Source organism: Halanaerobium salsuginis (assembly GCF_900114545.1).
Classification (GTDB): domain Bacteria; phylum Bacillota; class Halanaerobiia; order Halanaerobiales; family Halanaerobiaceae; genus Halanaerobium; species Halanaerobium salsuginis.
This window is the reverse complement of the sequence record NZ_FOTI01000022.1, coordinates 13,811-35,402: the sequence shown is the minus strand read 5'-3', so window position 1 is coordinate 35,402 and position 21,592 is coordinate 13,811. Positions and strand designations below refer to the sequence as shown.

17 protein-coding genes, 1 tRNA gene and 1 CRISPR repeat array are annotated in these 21,592 nt (G+C 31.0%); of the genes, 16 read left to right on the top strand and 2 right to left on the bottom strand.

Translation table 11 applies throughout. The annotated features are described in order from the left end of the window. Positions 1–23 precede the first annotated feature (23 nt). The 15 genes from BMZ74_RS14500 to BMZ74_RS08260 all read left to right on the top strand — a co-directional run bounded on the left by BMZ74_RS14500 (position 24) and on the right by BMZ74_RS08260 (position 19,291). Positions 24–200, top strand: a complete 177-nt coding sequence (locus BMZ74_RS14500; protein WP_177181399.1) for a hypothetical protein — start codon at positions 24–26, stop codon at positions 198–200. A 164-nt stretch (positions 201–364) separates the two neighbouring features. After that, positions 365–1,996, top strand: coding sequence for a transposase (locus BMZ74_RS08325; protein WP_089861784.1), 1,632 nt, complete (start codon positions 365–367; stop codon positions 1,994–1,996). Between the two features lie 109 nt (positions 1,997–2,105). Then, positions 2,106–3,683 (top strand): HAMP domain-containing methyl-accepting chemotaxis protein, encoded by a 1,578-nt coding sequence (locus BMZ74_RS08320; RefSeq protein ID WP_089861783.1) that lies wholly within the window; start codon positions 2,106–2,108, stop codon positions 3,681–3,683. A 36-nt stretch (positions 3,684–3,719) separates the two neighbouring features. Then, positions 3,720–3,796 (top strand) — tRNA-Arg (locus BMZ74_RS08315). A 396-nt stretch (positions 3,797–4,192) separates the two neighbouring features. Further along, a CRISPR array of direct repeats spans positions 4,193–5,477; the repeat unit is 37 nt; unit sequence GTCTAATGACTAAATCCACTACAACAAGGATTGAAAC. 181 nt (positions 5,478–5,658) lie between these two features. Further along, positions 5,659–7,170: a sensor histidine kinase gene (locus BMZ74_RS08310; RefSeq protein WP_089861782.1), complete on the top strand. Its 1,512-nt coding sequence runs from the start codon at positions 5,659–5,661 to the stop codon at positions 7,168–7,170. Between the two features lie 4 nt (positions 7,171–7,174). Continuing rightward, positions 7,175–8,680 (top strand): response regulator transcription factor, encoded by a 1,506-nt coding sequence (locus BMZ74_RS08305; RefSeq protein ID WP_089861781.1) that lies wholly within the window; start codon positions 7,175–7,177, stop codon positions 8,678–8,680. A gap of 125 nt (positions 8,681–8,805) precedes the next feature. Further along, complete coding sequence (locus BMZ74_RS08300; RefSeq protein WP_089861780.1) at positions 8,806–9,789, top strand: TRAP transporter substrate-binding protein; 984 nt, start codon at positions 8,806–8,808, stop codon at positions 9,787–9,789. A 75-nt stretch (positions 9,790–9,864) separates the two neighbouring features. Next, positions 9,865–10,404: a TRAP transporter small permease gene (locus BMZ74_RS08295; protein ID WP_177181398.1), complete on the top strand. Its 540-nt coding sequence runs from the start codon at positions 9,865–9,867 to the stop codon at positions 10,402–10,404. Further along, positions 10,404–11,693, top strand: coding sequence for a TRAP transporter large permease (locus tag BMZ74_RS08290; protein ID WP_089861778.1), 1,290 nt, complete (start codon positions 10,404–10,406; stop codon positions 11,691–11,693). Before BMZ74_RS08295 ends, BMZ74_RS08290 begins: the two co-directional genes overlap by 1 nt. Before the next feature lie 291 nt (positions 11,694–11,984). Beyond that, positions 11,985–12,881 carry a diacylglycerol/lipid kinase family protein gene (locus BMZ74_RS08285; protein WP_089861777.1) on the top strand — a complete coding sequence of 299 codons (897 nt, stop codon included), beginning with the start codon at positions 11,985–11,987 and terminating at the stop codon, positions 12,879–12,881. A gap of 139 nt (positions 12,882–13,020) precedes the next feature. Next, the gene (locus tag BMZ74_RS08280) at positions 13,021–14,142 is read left to right on the top strand and encodes a GntR family transcriptional regulator (protein ID WP_089861776.1); all 1,122 of its coding nucleotides are present in this window, start codon (positions 13,021–13,023) and stop codon (positions 14,140–14,142) included. Positions 14,143–14,245: 103 nt separating this feature from the next. Continuing rightward, complete coding sequence (locus BMZ74_RS08275; protein WP_089861775.1) at positions 14,246–15,517, top strand: ABC transporter substrate-binding protein; 1,272 nt, start codon at positions 14,246–14,248, stop codon at positions 15,515–15,517. 45 nt (positions 15,518–15,562) lie between these two features. After that, positions 15,563–16,450, top strand: coding sequence for a carbohydrate ABC transporter permease (locus tag BMZ74_RS08270; protein ID WP_089861774.1), 888 nt, complete (start codon positions 15,563–15,565; stop codon positions 16,448–16,450). 19 nt (positions 16,451–16,469) lie between these two features. Continuing rightward, a complete protein-coding gene (locus BMZ74_RS08265) occupies positions 16,470–17,294 on the top strand; it encodes a carbohydrate ABC transporter permease (RefSeq protein ID WP_218142064.1) in 825 nt (274 codons plus the stop codon). A 41-nt stretch (positions 17,295–17,335) separates the two neighbouring features. Further along, positions 17,336–19,291: a glycoside hydrolase family 127 protein gene (locus BMZ74_RS08260; RefSeq protein ID WP_089861773.1), complete on the top strand. Its 1,956-nt coding sequence runs from the start codon at positions 17,336–17,338 to the stop codon at positions 19,289–19,291. 110 nt (positions 19,292–19,401) lie between these two features. Here BMZ74_RS08260 and BMZ74_RS08255 read toward each other — a convergent pair whose 3' ends face one another. Together BMZ74_RS08255 and BMZ74_RS08250 are read right to left on the bottom strand one after the other, a co-directional pair. Next, entirely contained in the window at positions 19,402–19,926 is a 525-nt protein-coding gene (locus BMZ74_RS08255) for an HD domain-containing protein (RefSeq protein ID WP_089861772.1), read from the bottom strand. A 37-nt stretch (positions 19,927–19,963) separates the two neighbouring features. Next, positions 19,964–20,953 (bottom strand): SDR family oxidoreductase, encoded by a 990-nt coding sequence (locus BMZ74_RS08250; RefSeq protein WP_089861771.1) that lies wholly within the window; start codon positions 20,951–20,953, stop codon positions 19,964–19,966. A gap of 288 nt (positions 20,954–21,241) precedes the next feature. Between BMZ74_RS08250 and BMZ74_RS08245 the strand changes: the two genes are divergently transcribed. Then, positions 21,242–21,577, top strand: a complete 336-nt coding sequence (locus tag BMZ74_RS08245; RefSeq protein WP_089861770.1) for a cupin domain-containing protein — start codon at positions 21,242–21,244, stop codon at positions 21,575–21,577. Positions 21,578–21,592 lie beyond the last annotated feature (15 nt).

Below are 21,592 nucleotides of genomic sequence, written 5' to 3'. Positions count from 1 at the left end.
CAGTCAGAATTAGGGAGGTTATTATGAAAAAAAAGGGGAATTTAAATTTATCATTTTCAATTAAAACAAAATTATATTTTTTAAGTATTTTACTGATTTTGGGACTAATTATTGTTGGTTTAATAGGTTATAATCAGATTGGAAATTTAGGCCAGGCAATTTTAGAATATGATGAAAACTTCTTACCAACTTTTAATTAGGTTTGGTCCCAAAAAGCCTAAATAAATTTCTTTAATATACAAATAATAACAATTAAATATTCTTTTATCATCTTGAAATCAATTTAATTAATCCGCCATAATCCTTTAGATGGCAGGCTTTCTTTGATATAATTAAGTTAAGAAATCAAAGAAAGGATGATAAAATGTTTGTTCCCAACAGTCACCAGCAGTTAAGTCTTTACGATTCATTTAAAGATTTACCCAAATATCTGCAGGAATATCTTTTGAATTCCTGGGCTCATACTTTCCAGGAAGTTATCTTTCCTGCAATTGAAGAAGAACGCTTTGCAGTACTCTACAGTGATAAAGGTTCTAGACCTAATACTCCTGTTAACATAATTATCAGCTCACTTGTGATTAAAGAACTCTTTAATCTAACTGACGAAAGATTAATTGCAAATGTTCATCTGAGCATGGAATATCAGTATGCTTTAAGATTGACCAGCGAAAAAAGGCCTCCCATCTCTAAAAATACTTTCAGTAATTTTAGAGAGCGGGTAACAGACTATTACAAAGAAACAGGTATAGATCTAATCCAGCAGGAAGTAGAATCTTTGGCTGATTTAATTAGAGAGCATCTTGAAATCGAAGGTAACAGAGCAAGAATTGACTCTTTTATGGTTTCTTCCTCTGCCAGAGAATTATCAAGAATAGAACTGGTCTATGCTGTTAATACTAAATTCATCAAAATGCTTTCTAAATCATCTAAAGACCTTATCCCTGAAGGACTGGAAGTCTATCTTGAAGAGTCCCACAGAAACGATGTCATCTACCGTACCAAAAATGACGAAACTAAATCTAAGCTCCAAAAGCTTTTAGAAGATGCTAAAACTCTTTATGATACAGCAGTTAATGCTGGTAAAGAAGTTACTAATACCGAAGAGTTTATGCTTCTAAAAAGAATGCTTGGAGAACAGACAGATCATGATGACGATGATTTTGATGACCTTGATCCTGATAATATTGAAGCTAAAGATGGTACAGAATTAGGATCTGATATTCTGCAAAATCCCAGTGATCCTGATGCGACCTTCAGACAGAAATATGAAGCTAATATTGGGTACACAGCTAATGTAGTTGAATTTTTTGATGGTGATAATTCTGTAATTAAAAGCTATGATTTTAAACTAAATATCTATGCTGACCAGAGTTTTAGTGCTGATACTTTAGATAAATTAATTAATGATCCTGCAGTTAAAGATAATCCAGAAAATCCATTTAAACTTTTTATGGATGGTGCTTACTACAGCTATGATCTGGCCAAAAAAGCTATTGAAGCTGGTATCAAATACATGCCTGGTGAATTAATGGGTAAAAAACCTGCTGCTAACAAAATGACTGTTTATGAAAACTTTGATCTTGATTCTGACTATGAAAATATTCTAAACTGTGCCAATGATATTAAACCTGACTATCAGGAAAAAAACAGTGACAAAAACTCATTTTATGCTATCTTTGATAAGGAAAAATGTACTGACTGCAGTCTGAAATCAGAATGCAGAATTAAAGCCAAGAAAAAACATAACTCAATCAATTTTACTGAAAAACAATATGAAACAGGGAAACTCAGAAAAACAATGGGTGAAAAAGAATATATTAAAGAATGCAATCAGAGAGCTGGTGTAGAAGGACTACCTTCTGTCTTCAGACGCAAATACAATGTCGATGATATGCCTATCAGGGGTGAAGTGTGTCAAAAAATATGGTTCGGCTTTAAAGTTGCAGCAGCAAACTTCAAAAAGCTGCTGAAAGGATTAAAACCAGCCACCCCATAGTTCAGGAAGATCTTTTTCACACTATATAATTTTATTTTTACTGAGTAATTTAAATTTTAAGGTGCAAAACTCTAAATATTTTTAAATTAAGGATATTTATTTAGGCTTTTTGGGACCAAACCTTAATTATCTTTTAAATGCTGATCGAGATCTGCAGCAGGCTAAAGTAGCTTTAATGACTGCAATGGATGAAAATAATAGTAATCGACTCGAAGAATTAAAAAATAATTTTGATGAAAATATGCAGCAAACATGGGATAGATTTAATAAGTATACCGCTACAGAAGTATTATCTGCTAATGAAGCTGAGTGGCGCAGTCAATTTCCTGCTTTATTTCAATCATTTGAGACAATAACTAATTCTATCTGGAGTAATATTCAAGCTGGCAATTATGATCAGGCATATAGTCTTTTTGAAGAAGAAAAAAATAGATTTGAAGCCGTTAGAGGAAATTTAAATAATATCCAGGAGTTATATATGTCATCAACAACTGAATTACATGATGAATCTTTTGCTGGTATAGATAATGCAAATCGTCAGTTAGTTTTAACAGTTATTATATTTGTTTTAATTGCTATTTTAATTTCCTTTATTATTGTATTTAGTGTAAATAAAGGAATTAAAGCAGCTTCACAATTTGTTAATAAAATTGCTGAAGGTAAAATAAATGCTCAAATAGACAGCAAATATTTAGAAAAGAAAGATGAAATTGGACAGTTGACTTCTGATATGGATAGAATGAGGACAAATATTTTAGATTTAATTAGTAAAATTGCTGATATTGCCTCTGAAGTATCAGCAGCTAGTGAAGAATTATCAGCATCAAGTGAAGAAATATCTGCTTCAGCAGAAGAAGTTGGTAAGGCTGTTCAGGAAGTTGCTTCGGGAGCAGAAGAACAGTCAGCTCAAGTTGATGAAACTAAAACAAGTATTGATAGTTTAATTAATGAAGTCAAAAATATTGAAGACAAGTCAGTTCAGATGAATGAACAGGCTGATCAAGTTATAAGTGATCTTGATACTGGAAATAAATCTATTAATAATTCAATTGATCAGGTCAGGCGAGTTAAGAATCAAACTGTCACAGTAACTGAACAAATTCATGAATTGGGAAATCTTTCAGAAAAAATTGGTGATATAGTAGAACTGATTAACGGAATATCTTCACAAACCAATTTGTTAGCTTTAAATGCAGCAATAGAAGCTGCTCGGGCTGGCGAAGCTGGTCGAGGATTTAGTGTAGTAGCAGATGAAATTAGACAGTTAGCTGAAGAGTCTTCAACTGCAACTGAACAGATTGCTTCATTAATTAATCAAATTCAGGCAGGTGTTCAAACCACAGTTTCTCAGGTTGATGAAACAAGTACTTCAGTTGATAATAGTGTAGATGTAATTAAATCAACCGAAGCATCTTTCATTGAAATTAATCAGGCAATGGATAATTTAGTTACTTATATTGAGGAAATAGCAGAGGAATCAAAACGGATGGATAAAAATAGTGATTTTGTTAAAGCCTCAATTTCAGAAATCGCCGCTGTAAGCCAGGAGGCTTCCAGAAATGCAGAGTCTGTAGCTGCAGCTTCTGCAGAACAGAGCTCTTCTACCAGAGAAATAGTAACTGCTTCTACTGACCTGGCAGTAATGGCAGAAAAGCTCTCTAATACAGTAGAAAAATTTGAAATTTAATCTAAATTAGTTTATAATGTTAAAGTGTCCGTAAAAGGGGTCATAGCTCAGCTGGATAGAGCAACAGATTCCTAATCTGTAGGCCGGCGGTTCAAATCCGCCTGACCCCACCATCTATAATGCTTGATATTTCAATGAAGATGCTTAAAGCCCGCCGTTTATTCGGTCGGGCTTTTTTCGTTTTTGTAGCTATATTTTTTGATTATTATTTAAGCAGTTAACTATAAGTTTAATTTAAACTTGCAATTATTAAAATATAATGTAAAATAGTATTATAATATATAATTTATATTTAATTAATTAGTTAAATTCTGAGGCAAATTTATTTGCTTTAATTTTTGCGAACCTTGATAAATGCAGTTATATCATATTTGGTCAGGATGGTCAAAGTCGCGGCATTTAGCTAAAAATAACTATTTTTGCAGTCAAAAATCCTAAATTTTAGCCGAATAAATTTCTAGCCGAATAGTTGTGATGACTGTTATAGCGATAAGGTTGATCAAAAACGGGTCTAATGACTAAATCCACTACAACAAGGATTGAAACATCAACCTTCAAAACCAGCTTATCTGGAAAGAATATTGTCTAATGACTAAATCCACTACAACAAGGATTGAAACATTTCTGGCCCGGTCATCGGTTTTCTCCTTCTCTTTGTCTAATGACTAAATCCACTACAACAAGGATTGAAACTTGAAAGCCTGAGCATAAAAAGTAAGTGCAGGCGTTGGTCTAATGACTAAATCCACTACAACAAGGATTGAAACATAATATATTTATCCGGCTCATCGATTTGTATTTCTTTGTCTAATGACTAAATCCACTACAACAAGGATTGAAACACCATGGCTTCAACAATAAGCTCAGTAAGAGTATTCGTCTAATGACTAAATCCACTACAACAAGGATTGAAACATACTGACTCTAATTTCAATATAGCTGAATATATGGTCTAATGACTAAATCCACTACAACAAGGATTGAAACAGTTTCCGAAAGAGAGCGATATGGATACCGAGCAGAGTCTAATGACTAAATCCACTACAACAAGGATTGAAACATATCAGGGAAACATCTTCTGAAGCTTGGTTAAATTAGTCTAATGACTAAATCCACTACAACAAGGATTGAAACCTCCATGGTCTGGCGATGTCTGGCAAAACGATATAGTCTAATGACTAAATCCACTACAACAAGGATTGAAACTTTTTCTTCAAATATTTCTTAAAGCTTTCGGCGTCAACGTCTAATGACTAAATCCACTACAACAAGGATTGAAACACTTAAATTTAAACGGCAGCGGTGGCGGCGGATTAAGTCTAATGACTAAATCCACTACAACAAGGATTGAAACAGCAATAGACTATTTTAAGTAAATCATTTGAAATTTTGTCTAATGACTAAATCCACTACAACAAGGATTGAAACTTATTGTCATAAGTGAAACTGACCTTAATTCCAATTGTCTAATGACTAAATCCACTACAACAAGGATTGAAACAAAAATTGGAAATAGAAATTAAAAGGAGATGTTAATGTCTAATGACTAAATCCACTACAACAAGGATTGAAACATGTAGACATAGCAGGTTTACCACCATCTATATATAGGTCTAATGACTAAATCCACTACAACAAGGATTGAAACCTGTTTTCTTCCTCTTCTTCATCATCTTTCTGATCGTGTCTAATGACTAAATCCACTACAACAAGGATTGAAACACATTTCTCATTTTCGCCCTCCCAATAATCATAAGGTCTAATGACTAAATCCACTACAACAAGGATTGAAACTATAACAAAATATCTTGATAATTATATAACAGGTTGGTATAATATAATTATTATTAATTTGTATAATATAATTTTAATAATTTAAAGTTATAGATATTGTAAGCTCAGCTTTTAAAGTTGGGCTTTTTCTGTTTGATTTACTATAATTTTTAATTATTAAAATCGGTATTTTAATTAGGAGGTGAGCGGAATATTAAGTAAAATATCTCATTTACTTAGGCCTAAAAGATCAATTCGCAGTCGGATAATTAGTATTTTTATTATAATAATTATTATTCTTAATATAGTGTTTTTCTTTTCCTTTATCAGACGAGATCAAGAAATAAAAATTTATCAAAATAATGTTGACATCAATTTTAAACTAAATCGTCTTTCTTTAGAGATTACAGAAAATTCTCGTCATTTTGATCTTTTATTCCAGGAAAGAAACTCAGAAAATAAGTTAATTTATCAAAATTCAAGAAAAAAAATAGATAATTTAATGGCAGAAATTAAACCAGAAATTAACCGAGATTCAAAAAGTAGAACCTTTTATCGTAATTTAAATAATATGTTGCTTTATCATGATAGGTTGGTTAATGAGCTTTTATCAAATCAGATATTTAATCAATCAACTTACAATAAGCTAACCAAACTTGATATTTTATATTCCTATATGAACAGTCATACTCAAAATTTAATTAATTCTTATTTAGCTTATCATAGTAAGAATTATGTTAATTTATTAGTAGATACTCAAAATAGGTCTAAAACGATATATGCAATTGTAATTTTAATTAGTATAGCTGTTTTTGCATTTGCAGTTTTAATGTCTAATAATGTCTTAAAAGCTATTGACAAGTTATCAACTTCAGCAAAATATCTTTCCCTGGGCCATTGGGAAATTAGTGATATTAAAGAAATAAATTATCGAGAATTAAATATATTGGGACAGACTTTTAATTTAATGAAAAAAAATATTAGAAATTATATTCAAGAACTTAAAGAAAAATCTGAATTGGAGAATAAACTTAATCAGGAGAAAATGGAGAACATAGAAAAAGAAAGACTTTTAAAAGAGTCTCAATTATTGAATCTACAAATGCAGATGGATCCCCATTTTTTATTTAATACTTTAAATACAGTTTCTCGAACAGCTATGTTTGAAGATGCTTTTGCAACTCAAAAGTTAATTGTCGCGATATCTAAAATTATGCGTTATAATCTTGACCATAAAGGAAAAATGGTTTTATTAAAAGAAGAACTAGCAGCTTTGCGTGCTTATTTAACTATTCAAGAAACTCGATTTAAAGAACAGATGAATTTTGAAATAAAAACCACTGGTGATATTTCCGAAATAAAAATACCTCCAATGATTATTCAACCTTTAGTTGAAAATTCAATAATTCATGGTTTATCAGATACAGATCTTAATGGTTATGTTTTAATAGATATAATAAGAAAAGCAGAAAAAGTTGAAATAATAGTCAAAGATAATGGTAAAGGGATTAATCAAGAAAGATTAACAGAAATTTTAGCAAGCAAAGTTGCTCTTAAACCTGCTCAAATAAATAGTAAGCGTAAAAACAGTCTTGGTTTATTAAATGTAAAAAAAAGATTAGAACTCTATTATGGTGAAGATATTTTAAAAATAAAAACTAAGGTTAACCAGGGGACAGAAATTAAAATTTCAATCCCTGTTATTAAGGAGTGATTCAATGATTAAAGTATTAGTAGCTGAAGATGAGCATTTAGAAAGAAAAGCGATAAAATTTTATTTAAATAAGTTTTATGCTGATGAAATAATCTTAAGTGCAGAAGTTTCAAACGGTCAGGAAGCTTTTTTTCAAGCATTAGAAAAAGAAGTTGATCTTGTCTTAATGGACATAAAAATGCCTAAAATAACTGGGTTGGAAGCTGCAGAAAAACTAAAAAAAGAAAATCCTGAACTAGAAATAATTATCTTAACTGCTCACAGTGAGTTTGAATATGCTCGTAAATCAATTCAAATTGGGGTAAGTGATTATTTAGTTAAACCATATCTTGAAGAAGATTTCAAAAAAGTTATTAATAAAAGTTTAACTAAAATTAAAAATAAAAGCAGAGAAAAATTAAGGCAGCAGAGATTAATCAATCGCTTGCAAAAAATAACACCTATTTTAGAAAAAGAGATTATTTTAAATGTGGTATATAATACTGAATCTTCGCTGGATAAATTTCTTGAACATAAGCAATTATTGGGGATTAAAAGCAATAAATATATGTTTTTAACTTTAAATTCTTCTAATCTAGAAAAAATAGATCAGCAGTTTTTTGCTAAATATAAACAAAAATTGAAACAGTTTATTCCGGGACTTATTTCTCATAATGGTCTGCAGAACATAATTTTCTTACTAATTGACAGTGATTTAGCAAAAAAAGTTAATTCTTCTAAATTTGAAGAACTGGTCAAAGAAATGAAAATAGAATTTAAAGAAAAATATCACGATGATTTAAATTTAATTTATAGTGATATTGATGATAATTATCATAATATAAATGAAATCTATAATCAGACAAGGTCACAAATAGAAGATGATGAATTAAGTATTAACTCTTATCCTTATCAGACTGAAAAGAAAATATTTGCCCGTCTGGTAGATAAAAATATAACTGGTGTTTTAGATGAATTTAAATATATATTTGATTATTTAAATAAACATAATAAGCTTGCAGGTATTAAAGACTTCTTAAAAAGGTTTTTAGTTTTTCTAAATAGACGTTTAATGGAATATTATGATCAGGAAAAATCATTTTTGAAAATGAAAAAATTAGAAACAGAAATTAATCTAATTGATAACCCAACAGGTTTAAAAATTTATTTTGAAAATATACTTAAAGATTTAGTAGAAGATTTACGTGATAACGAAAGTGATGAAAAAGTAGAAGTAATTGAAACAGTTAAAGAATATATTAAAGAAAATTATCAAGAAGATATTAGTCTGGAAGAGGTAGCAGAATATATTTCATTTAGCAAATATTACTTAAGTAAATTATTTAAAGAAGTGGAAGGAATTAATTATAAAGATTATTTAATTAAAATCAGAATGGAAAATGCAAAGAAACTCTTAAAAAATGGAAGTAAAATAAAAGTAGTTGCTGCTAAGGTTGGTTATTCTGACCGGAATTACTTTAGCAGAGCTTTTAAGAAATATACGGGGTTTTCTCCTGGAAAATTTAAATAATGACCGATTTAGCTTTAATATTCTGAAAACAAGCAAAGAAGTGAATAAGATAACAAGTTTATCTATAGTATTCAGAATAAATAATTGTTAAAATTAGATTAGAAAAAATTTAAGGGGGACAAAAAATGAAAAAAGTTTTTGCTTTAGTTTTAGTTAGTTTATTAGTTTTTACTTTTGGTGTTTCTGCTCAGGAAATGACATTACGTTTCGCAGATAATCAACCAGAAGGTTATCCAACAGTCGTAGGGGCTAAAGAATTTGCCAGACTAGTTGAAGAAAGAACTGATGGTAGAATTAAAATTGAAGTTTATGCTGGTGGTATTTTAGGTGACGAAAGTTCTACAATTGAACAAGTTCAATTTGGAGCTGTTGATTTTGTAAGAACATCTATTACTCCAATGGCAAACTTTGAACCAGCTTTGAACGTTTTATCATTACCTTACCTTTATCCAAGTGAAGAATATATGTTCCAAGTTTTATTTAGTGATGTTGGCGAAGGTGTACTTGATGGGCTAAAAAATGCTGGTATCGTAGGTTTAACCTGGTATGATTCTGGTGCGCGTAGTTTTTATACAGCTGATAGAAAAGTTACCAGTCCTGATGATTTAAAAGGTTTAAGAATTAGAGTTCAGGAAAGTCAGTTAATGATGGATATGGTTGAAGCTTTAGGTGCTTCTCCTACTCCTATTGCCTGGGGTGAAGTTTATAGTGCACTACAAACTGGTGTAGTTGATGCAGCAGAAAATAACTTCCCTGGCTGGTACTATAATAGTCATCACGAAGTTGCGCCTCATTTTGTAGTTGACGAACACAACAGAATTCCTGAGTTAATCATTATGAGTAAGATTACCTGGGATAGATTAAGTTCTGAAGATCAAGCAATAATTAAACAGGCTGCTGTAGACTCTACTAAAGTACAGAGACAGGCCTGGGATGAAAGAACTGAAGAAGCTAAGAAACTAGCTGTTGAAGAGGGAGCAGATATTACTTATTTAGATGCTGAGCAAAAACAGGCATTCCAGGATAAAGTAATGGATCTCTATCCTGATTACAGTGAAGGTTATGAAGACTTATTAAATAGTATTTTGAATTTTGAAATGGAAGAGTAATTTTTAATAGAATAAATATTTTTAATGAGGGTGGAAGTTAATTTATGCTTCCACCCTTTAAAAAGGGTGAAATTTATGCAAGCAAAAAAAAGCCAGGGAAAATTTAAATCATTACTTGATTTATCAGAAGAAATTATTAGTTATTTAGCAATGCTTTTTTTAGTTATTATGATTTTAATAGTAAGTACAACAGTTTTTACACGGTATCTTTTTAATTTTACTTTTCGCTGGTCTGATGAAGTAGCGTTATTAATGATGATCTGGTTTGGTTTTTTAGGTATGGCATTGGGAGTTAAACAATCTGTTCACTTAAGTATTGAATTTTTTATGAGTTTAGTACCAGATAAATATCAAACTTTTATTTATCGGATTTCTAATGTTTTAGTTGGTACTTTTGGATGGTATTTATTCAAATATGGTTGGCAGCTATATGAGAGAACAAAGGCAACTAGATTACCAGCAACTCAATGGTCTAGAGGTCTTTTGTTTATAACTTTACCAATCGCCGGAGCACTTATTTTGATTTATTCTGTTTTCCAATTTTTTGGGGTTTTAGAAAACAAATCAATTATTGTTGATGAACCAGATACAGAAGCAGTTAAGGAGGAAATGTAATGAATCCAGCAGTCATATTACTATTAGGTTCTTTTTTATTCATGCTATTTATACGTATTCCAATTGCTTTTAGTCTTGGTTTATCAACTATGATTACTGCACTTTATTTAAATCTGCCTCCTATGGTGGTAGTTCAGCAAATGGTAAGTGGAATAAATTCTTTTTCTTTGATGGCAATTCCATTTTTTATTATAGCAGGCGAAATCATGGGTCAAGGTGGTATTTCTGATCGTTTAATCAAATTTTCTAATGTTATAATTGGCTGGATGCGTGGTGGCCTAGCTATGGTAAATATTTTAGCCAGTATGTTTTTTGGTGGTATTTCTGGGTCTTCAGTAGCTGATGTATCTTCTATTGGTTCAATAATGATTCCAATGATGGAGCAGAAAGGTTATGACAAAGATTATTCAATTAATGTTACAATTACTTCTTCTGTGCAGGGGATTATTATTCCTCCCAGTCATAATATGATTATTTATGCCTTAGCAGCTGGAGGAGGAATTTCTGTAGCTAAATTATTTTTAGCTGGAATAGTGCCTGGAGTTACGTTAGGTATTGCTCTGATGATTTTAAGCTATTTTATTGCTGCCAAAAGAAATTATCCCCGGGAAGAAAAAGTAAGTTTTAAAGAAGCACTAAGAATAACTAGAGATAGTTTGTTAGGGCTTTTAACTGCTGTAATAATTATTGGTGGAGTTACCACTGGTATTTTTACTGCAACTGAATCAGCCGCTATTGCAGCTGTATATGCTTTTATAATAACTTTTTTTGTTTATCGGGATATTCCATTGAAAAAGTTTATTGATATTTTACGTAATTCCTTAAGTACTTTAGCAATGGTGGTAGCTATTATTGCTACTTCAAGTGCTTTTGCCTGGATGATGTCTTATCTACAGGTTCCTAAAATGATTACTGATGGATTACTGCATCTTTCAGATAATCCAGTAGTTATTTTGTTGATTGTTAATCTTGTTTTATTATTTTTGGGAACAATTATGGATATGGCACCATTAATTTTAATTGCTACACCTATTTTATTACCAGTTGTTACAAGTGTTGGTATGAATCCAATAACTTTTGGGGTTGTAATGATGCTAAATCTGGGAGTTGGTCTTTTAACTCCTCCAGTTGGTTCAACACTTTTTGTTGGATGTTCTATTGGAAATGCTCCAATTGAAAAAATAGCTAAGTCACTGATGCCATTTTATATTGTGCTTGTAATAATGGTTTTACTGCTAACTTTTGTACCAGGTCTAACTCTCTGGTTACCGAAACTTTTAATGGGTTAACTCTGAGTTTATTATATTTTAAAATAGAAAAATGTATTTTTTAGGCTAGCTCTAAAATAAATATTTGTTAATTATACTTTCAGTTCAATTAATTTATTTAAATAAATTAATTGGCTGAAAGTATTTTTTTTATTAGCTTAATTTATATATTAGTTTGCTTACTTACTATAAGTTATTAAAATTATTTTATTAACTAGTTATTTTACAGATTACTTTTTTTATGATAAAACTTAATTATATTTGCAGTAGCTTAATAAATAGCTAATTTGTCAGCAGTTGAAAGGAGAAAAAATGATAGAAAATAAAGTAAAATTAATTTATAATCCAGAAGCTGGTAATAAAAAATTTTCTAATTATCTAGATTTATTTCGCAAAAAATTTAGAGAAGAAAATTATTTAGTTGATGCATATCGGACAATGGGGACAGATGATTGGGAGCAGGCAGCAGCAAATTTAAGCAAAGAAAATTATCAGGCAGTTTTTATAGCGGGAGGAGATGGTTCAGTAAATAAAATATTAAATGTATTAATGAAAAAAGAAATTAAACTTCCACTAGGAATTATTCCAGCTGGTACAGCCAATGATTTTGCTACTTACCTGGGAATGAGTCCTGATATTGAAAAATGTATAACTCAATTATTAACTCAAAAAATTAAGACTATAGATATTGGTAAAGTAAATGAAAGTTATTTTATTAATGCCTGTCTGGGTGGAAGTATTTCGGCACTGTCTAGTAAAATAAATGATAAACTAAAAAATAGTTTAGGCAAAACAGCCTATTATTTAAAAGGATTAAGCGAACTGCCTGGTTTAAAAACATCTAAAATAAGAATAAAAACATCAAACAATGAAATCACTGCTGATTTGTTGGCTTTCTTTATCTTTAACAGTAAGGGTATTGGTGGATTTAAAAACATAGCTCATAAGGCAGAAATTAATGATGGTTTATTTGACTTAGTTGCAATTAAACAATCTAATTTTTTAAGTATTTCTGCAGCAGGAATTAAACTAATGCAGGCTAAAAGTGCTGATAATGATAATCTTATCTATTTGCAAGATGAATTATTTGAGATTGAAAGTCTAGGTGAGCTTAATTTTAATAAAGCAGACATTGATGGTGAAGAAGGACCAACTTTACCCTTGAAAATAGAAGTTATTAAATCTGGCTTGCAAGTATTTACAGCTTAAAAATAATTTTATAAATAGTTTGACAAATCAGAATAGAGAGAGTATTATATTATTAAACCGGTAGATACCGGTATTATAATATAATATAAAAATCAATTTATATCTTTAAATAAAAATATCGGTTTAAGAGGTGATTGTTTTGCAAAATTATTCTTATTTAGAAATTATGAAACAATTAAAAAACAGAATTGAAAAAAATATTTATCAATATAATGAAAAAATACCATCAGAAAGAAATTTAACAGCTGAATTTTCGGTCAGTAGAACCACTATTAGAAAAGCAATTAATCAATTAACTGAAGATAATTACTTGATAAAATATCCTGGTAAAGGTACTTTTGTGTCTTATCAACCAGGTCAGAATAAAGCAAAGTCAAAAACAGGTAACATATTTTTTTTACGCTGTCGGCACGGTAAAAATGAAGTAACTGGTCAATCTGAAGATCCCTTAAAATATAATTCACAAGTTGCTGATGATATTTTTTATCCCCAGGTAGTAGCTGGAATTGATCTTGTTGCAGAAGCAAAAGAATATCATTGCTTATTTAAATATATTTATGAAGAAGATATCAATCAAAAATTAGCAGCTGATATAGAGGCAAAAGCTGATGGTATAATTTGTGGAGAACTGCATAGTGAGAAAATGTTAAAAACAATTAGTGAGCTAAATTTACCAGTTGTTTTAATAAGTCCTTCTGTATTAAATGACAAAGTTGATATAGTTGATATTGATAATTATACAGGAGCTTTAACTTTAACTGAACATTTAATTACACTTGGACATACTAATTTTGCTTTTATTGCTGGAAGTGAGGATAGTCGACCTTCTCAACAGAGAAAAAATGGCTTTAAAAAAGCTTTAAAAAATCATAACCTACAATTTGATTCACATAATTATTTTGAAAATGGTTGGCGGTTTGAAGATGGGTATCAGGCTGCTCAAAAAATTTTGGATTTAAAAGAATTACCGACAGCAGTAGTTGCAGTTTCTGATTTAATTGCAATAGGAGCGATTAGTGCCTTTAAAGACTCAGGTTTAAAAATTCCTCAGGATATAGCAGTAGTTGGTTTTGATGATATAGATATGGCAGGACAAATTAGGCCTACTTTAACAACAATGAAGGTTCGAAAAGTTGAAATGGGACAGGAAGCTGCTCAACTTTTATTAAATAAAATAAATGGAAATTCTCGCAATTATCCAATTAAGATTACTGTTCCAACTAAACTTATTAAAAGGGATTCAACAGCTAAATTTAACTAAATTAGCTGCTTAATTGTTTTTAAATCTAATAAAATTTATTCAAGAAAGGGTGATAAGTTTACTTGTAATATATTTAATTAAAGTTAAGAGGGGAGAGAATAAAATGCATAAAAAAGTTTTAATGTTAATATTTTTAATATTGCTAATATTTTTATCAACTTCTTCGACAATGGCAGAACAAATAACACTTAAATTCATGGGGTGGGAAGCCAGTCCCCTGGAAACAAATTCAATTAAAACTGGTCTAAATGAATTTATGACAGCAAATCCAGACATAAAAGTTGAATATACTCCGGTGCCTTTTGATGAATTTCATTCAAAATTATTAACTATGATGGCTGGTAATTCAGCTCCAGATGTTTTCTTTTTAGCATCAGCTTTTTACCGTGATTTTGCTGCTCGTAATGTTTTGGTTGATCTAACCGACAAAGTAGATAGTCAAATTGGTATAGATAATTTTATTCCTTCTTCACAGACTAAAATGCTGGTTAATAATAAAATATATGGGGTTAGCAGTTGTACAGTATCACCAGTGTTATTTTATAATAAAAATTTATTTGACAAAGCTAATTTAAGCTATCCACCAGCTGATCCAGCTAAGATGTGGAATTGGGATAAGTTTGTAGATGTAGCTAAAAAACTGACAATTAAATCTGGTAAGAGAACTCAGCAATTTGGAGTTTTTGGTTTTCAAAATTTCTGGTGGACAACAGTTTTATCTAATGGTGCATCTGTATTTACTGATGATTATAGTAAAATAACTTTACAAGAGCCAGCAGCTCAGGAAGCTCTGCAAAAAATTGTAGATTTAAGAAAAAAAGATGGAGTTGCTCCAGCCGGTAATTTTCTGGAAAACTCAGGTATGAATACAGCTCAAATGCTGCAAACTGGTAAAGTAGCCATGGTTGTTGATGGATCATGGGCTTTGCAAGAACTGGCAAAAATGGATTTTCCAATCGGAGTAGCACCTCTTCCCAAACTGAAGGATACTATTACGACTGGTCAGGCACATTTGCATGCTATCTGGAAAGGTTCAAAACATAAAGAAGCTGCCTGGAAGTTAGTTAAATTTCTTTCTTCTAGTAAATATCAGACTAATTTAGTTAAAGTAGGTCTTTGGATGCCTAATCGTAAAGCAATGTATACTCCAGAAGGTATAAAGAAATGGTATAATCCTAAAGTACATCCAGCTAATTTTAAAGCCTTAACTGATTATTTTTTAAATGCTAAACTTGAACCAAGCGTAATTGCTCCTCAAGAAGCATGGGATGTTTTAACTACAGAAGAACTAGAAAAAATTTGGTATGCTAATCAGCCTGTTAAAGAAGTGACAGAATCTATGCAAGATAGAATAAATAATTTATTAAATCAATAATTAAAACTCTGCCTCCTTTTTAGGAGGCAGAGAGGAGGTGGATTAATGACTAAGAAACTAGAAAAAATTATTTATAATAATTATTTTTGGGTAGCAATTTTTTTGTTACCAAATTTTTTAGGATTTTTAATTTTTATTTTATTACCAGTTTTAGCTTCTTTTGGACTTAGTTTTACTAAATGGGATCTCTTAGGAGAAATAAATTTTGTTGGTCTGGCAAATTATCAAAATCTAATTAGTGATTCTACATTCTGGAAAGTTCTCTGGAATACAATTTATTATACTCTTGGCACAGTACCTCTCGGAATAATTATTTCGCTTATGTTAGCAATTATTCTAAATAAAAAAATTAAAGGTGTTAAAATTTTTCGAGCTGTATATTTCTTACCAGTAATTTCTTCTACAGTTGCTGTAGCAATGGTCTGGCAGTGGATCTATAATCCTCAATTTGGTTTATTAAACTATATACTATCATTATTTAATATTACTGGTCCCAGCTGGTTAACCAGTACTACCTGGGCCATGCCAGCTGTTATAATTACTAGTATCTGGAAAGGATTAGGCTTTAATATGTTGTTATTTTTAGCTGGTTTACAGGGAATTCCAAATACATATTATGAAGCAGCTGAGATTGATGGAGCTGGTAGTTGGGCAAAGTTTAGTAAGATAACTTTACCTTTATTATCACCAACTATGTTTTTTGTTATTATAATGTCAATCATAAATTCTTTTCAGGTTTTTGATCAAATTTATATTATGACTGGTGGAGGACCAGCCCGATCAACTTCAGTTTTAGTCCATTATCTTTATCAAAATGCTTTTGAATATTTTAGAATGGGGCAGGCCAGTCCAATTGCTTATGTTTTATTTTTCCTGGTATTTATTGTAACACTAGTTCAGCTAAGAAATTCTAAAAAATGGGTTGTCTATTAAACTTTAATGGGGGATTAAAATGAAGGAAAATAAATTAGAGAAGACAATAATATATATAGTTTTAATAATTGGTGGCTTGACGATGGTGCTACCTTTTATCTGGATGTTAAGTACTTCTTTGAAATCACTTAATGAAGTATTTTCTTTTCCACCAACTATCTTTGGAGATAAGATTGTCTGGCAAAATTATTTAAAGGTGTCAGATAGATTTCCTTTTATAAAATTCTTTTTTAATAGTTTAAAAATTTCAATAATAGTAGTTGTTGCTCAGGTGCTGACTAGTTCTATGGCAGGTTTTGCTTTTGCAAGAATGAAATTTCCTGGTAAAGATATAATTTTTGCTCTTTATCTGGCAACTTTAATTGTGCCGTTCCATGTTTTATTAGTTCCTACCTTTATTTTAATGAGAGAATTAGGTTGGGTTGATACTCATCTTTCTCTTATAGTTCCCAGTCTGGTTTCAGCTTTTGGAACTTTCTTAATGCGTCAGTTTTTCCTAACAATTCCAGAAAGTCTTGAAGAAGCCGCCCGGATTGACGGATGTACTCCTTTTGGAATATTTTTCAGGATTTTCTTACCATTATCAAAACCAGCTCTGGCCACCTTATCTATTTTTACTTATATGGGAATTTGGAATGATTTTATTCGCCCATTAGTTTTTATTAATACAACCAGTAAAATGACTTTACCATTAGGGCTTGCCTCAATGCAGGGGCTCTATTCTACAAATTGGCCTGTTTTAATGGCTGGAACAGTTATCAGTTTATTACCAATTTTAATTGCTTTTCTATTTGCTCAGGAATATTTTGTTAAAGGAGTTACTTTATCAGGTTTAAAGGGGTAAAATTATTATATATAAATACAATTTAAATAAGGGTGATTGAAATGGAAAAAAATCAGAATAAATTACAAGATATCAATTTAAAAAATGTAAAATTGAATTCTGGCCTGCTGGCAGATAAAAATAAATTGGTGAGGGAAGTAGTTATTCCCTATCAATGGCAGGCTCTAAATGATGAGCTTAGTGATGCTGAGCCAAGTCATGCGATCGAAAATTTTAAGATTGCGGCAGGTAAAAGTCAGGGAGAATTTCATGGTATGGTTTTTCAGGATAGTGATGTTGCTAAGTGGCTGGAAGCTGTTGCTTATCAGTTAGCTAGCAATCCAGATCCAGAATTAGAAAAAAGAGCAGATGAGGTGATTGATTTAGTCGGCGAAGCTCAGCTAGAAGATGGCTATTTAAATACTTATTTTATAGTTAAAGAGCCTAAAATGAAATGGAAAAATCTCGCTGAATGTCATGAGTTATATTGTAGTGGTCACTTTATTGAAGCAGCAGTTGCTTATTATCAAGCAACTGGTAAAGATAAATTATTAGAGATTATGGAAAAAAATGTTGATTTAATTGCTAGTAAGTTTGGACCAGAAGCAGATAAGTTAAAAGGTTATCCTGGCCATCAAGAAATAGAGCTAGCTCTGGTAAAACTATTTAAATTAACTGGCAAAAATAAGTATCTAACTCTGGCAAAATACTTTATTGATCAACGAGGTCAGGAACCATTTTATTTTGATCAAGAATGGCAAGCTAGAAATGAAAAGAATCATTGGCCTGATTTCAATTCAAATACAGCTCGAGAATATTATCAGGCTCATTTACCGGTACGTAAACAGGATAAAGCTGTTGGTCATGCAGTTAGAGCTCTTTACATGTATAGTGGTATAGCTGATTTAGCTTTAGAAACAGCAGATGAGTCTTTACTCAAAACAGCTTATAGGCTCTGGGAAAACACTACTCAAAAACAAATGTACATAACAGGGGGATTAGGCTCGACTGTCCATGGCGAAGCCTTTACCATCGATTATGATTTGCCAAATGATACGGCTTATACAGAAACATGTGCAGCGGTTGCTCTGATATTTTTTGCAGATAGAATGCATAAAATTGATCAGAAAAGCGAATATATTGATGTTTTAGAAAGAGCTTTATATAATGGAGCTTTAAGTGGAATGTCGGCTGATGGCAAGCGCTTTTTCTATGTTAATCCATTAGAAGTAAAGCCTGAAGTTGATCAGGCAAGGAAAGATCATCAACATGTTAAAATAACAAGACAGAAGTGGTTTGGCTGTGCCTGCTGTCCTCCTAACTTAGCCCGGCTTTTGGCTTCCATTGGCAGCTATATTTATAGTAAAAAATCAGCTAGTTTATATGTAAATCTTTATACAGCAAATCAGGCAGAGTTTGAGATGAAAGGTGAAAAAATTAAATTAGTTCAGCAAACTAATTATCCCTGGACAGAAAGAATAAGCTTAGAATTTGCCAATCCAAAAGCAGTTGAATTTGAATTAAATTTAAGGATACCTGGCTGGTGTAAAGAATTTAATTTAAAGATAGATAATCAGACTATTAGTGATACTCAGATAAATGAGAAGGGATATTTGAGTTTAAAAAAGGAATGGGGACAGCAAAAAATAGAGTTAGTTTTAAAAATGCCAGTTGAAAAGATTTATGCTAATCCAGCAGTAAAAGAAGATATTAACAAAGTTGCTCTGCAGAGAGGACCAATTGTTTATGCTTTAGAAGAAATTGACAATGGTAAAAATTTGGCTGCTATATCTCTAGCTGATAGCCCGGAATTAAAGTCTAAATTTGATCAAGACTTACTAGATGGAGTTGCTGTTATTGAAAGTAATGCTCTTAAATTAGACCAAATAGACTGGCAGGGTGGTTTGTACAGCGTTCAAAAGCCAGTTAAACAGCCTATTAAAATTAAAGCTATTCCCTATTATGCCTGGAACAATCGGGGAATAGGAGAAATGACAGTCTGGTTAAATCAAAATTGACTTATAGTATAAAGTAAATAACTTTAATTTATGATCTTAAAAAGGCTGGCTTAATTTAAATTGCTGTTTTGATTAGACAATAATTAAGCTAGCCTTTATATATATACAGATTAATTTTTTTCAGCTGGCAGATATAGTTCAGCAGCCAACTCTTTGCCTATTTCTGTTAAAAAAATCTTATCAATTTTAGTTTGAATTTCAGCAGAAGTACAGGCATTAAGTTCATAAATATCTGGTAGATTAACTAACCAATCGGCATCATAAAGAATTTTGAAATTATTACTACCAACTTTACCAGGACTGTGATGATGACCTATTATTTCAGCAATCTCATCCATCATCTCAAAATCTATATCGAGAGACTGCATTATTTTTTTAGCTACAGGTGGTCCTTCAATTTCTTGATAGTGACCAGCTGAACTATTATATTTTAATTCAGCATTTTTGATACCTATATCATGTAATACAGCTGAATAAATAATAATTTGTTCATTTATATTGGCTGATGGATATTTTTGTTTAAAACGAATAATTAATTTTTCAGCAAATTCAGTGACCTTTAAAGCATGATTTATTCTTTTTTGATCATCTGCAAAATAAGTTTTTAACTCAGCTATTAACCTGCTTTTCACCATAACTTACCTCCTTGCCAGCTCTAGTATTATAAAATAGCTATTCATTTTCAGCGATTATTTTATCAATAAAGTCATTCCATTCTTGATCTATTTGCTGAGCTTCTGGATGGTTTTCAAACCAGGCAATTGATTCTTTAATACCTTCACTAAAAGGTATAGTAGCCTTAAAACTAGGAACAAACTTTTTGATTTTGCTGTTATCAAAAACCACACTGACAGCTTTATCACCTAATAGAGATCCAGTATATTTACTATCATATTGAGCTATTTTTTCCGAAGCAACATGGATTAATTCTACTTCTACACCAGCTGCATCAGCAATTGATTTAAATATTTGATTCCAGGTCAGAGTTTCATCAGAAGTAATTTGAAAAGCATGACCAATTGTTTTGGGATTAGCTAATAATCCCACAAAACCTTTTGCAAAGTCTTTATTGTTTGTCATGGTCCAGAGCGAGGTACCATCACCATGGACAAGTATTTTTTTACCTTTACGCATCCGATCTACGAGGGACCAGGGAGCTTTAGAACTATTTAAAGTAGCTGGAATAGAGCTTTTGCTATAAGTATGGGAAGGTCTAACTATAGTAACCGGGAAAGAGTTTCGACGATATTCTGCTAAAAGAGTATTTTCACAGGCAATTTTATTTTGCGAATATTCCCAGTATGGATTAGCTAGAGGAGTTGATTCAGTTATTAAATAATCTGTTTGTGGTTTCTGATAAACAGATGCTGAACTAATAAAAATATATTGTTTAGTTTTATTTTTAAATAACTCGATATCTGCTTTAACCTGTTCTGGCTTAAAAGCAATCCAGTTTACTACAGCATCAAAGTGATGACCTTTTAGTTTTTCCTCAGCCTCTTTTCTATTGCTAATATCGCCCTTAATTAGCTGAGCTCCTTCGGGAATTAAATTTTTATTGTTACCTCTATTAAATAAAAATAAATCAATTCCTTTTTTTACTGCAAGTTTAGAGACCGCCTGACTAATTGTACCTGTTCCACCAATAAATAATACTTTCATTAAATACACTCTCCTTAATTGAGCTGTTTTACGATTAGTCAAATTAGACTTTTAATTAAAATTAAGCTTAATTTTAATTTTTTGATTTTACCTACTTATTTAATTATATTCAATAGTATTTTGTTTTTTCCTGTATTTAAATTTATTTGTTTCTAAAAAGCTTTGATTTAATTGCGTTCTGCAAATTTTTATGAGAAAATATTAATAAGAAAATATATTTTTTTATTATAGTTTAAATTCTAGTCAGCAAAAATTTAACTTAGCTTATTTTAGAGGAGGATAATAATTATGGAAAAATTAATTTTTAAAAATTCAGAGATTGATTATGAAAAACTAGATGAAAAAAGCAAGCGAAAAGTTTTGAGTAGAGGTGGCAGCATGATGGCAGTTGAAGTTCATTTTAAAGCAGGGGGAGTAGGAGAAGCTCATAGTCATGAAGCTCATGAACAGTTAAGCTATATTCTGGCTGGTAAATTTGAAATAAGAGTTGGTGAAGATACTATGATTCTAGAAGAAGGGGATAGTTTTTATGCTCCATTTAATACAGTTCATGGAGTAAAGGCACTGGAAGATTCTATTATTCTAGATATTTTCACTCCCCAGAGGCAGGAATTTTTAGGCTAATTCTAGTAAATAATA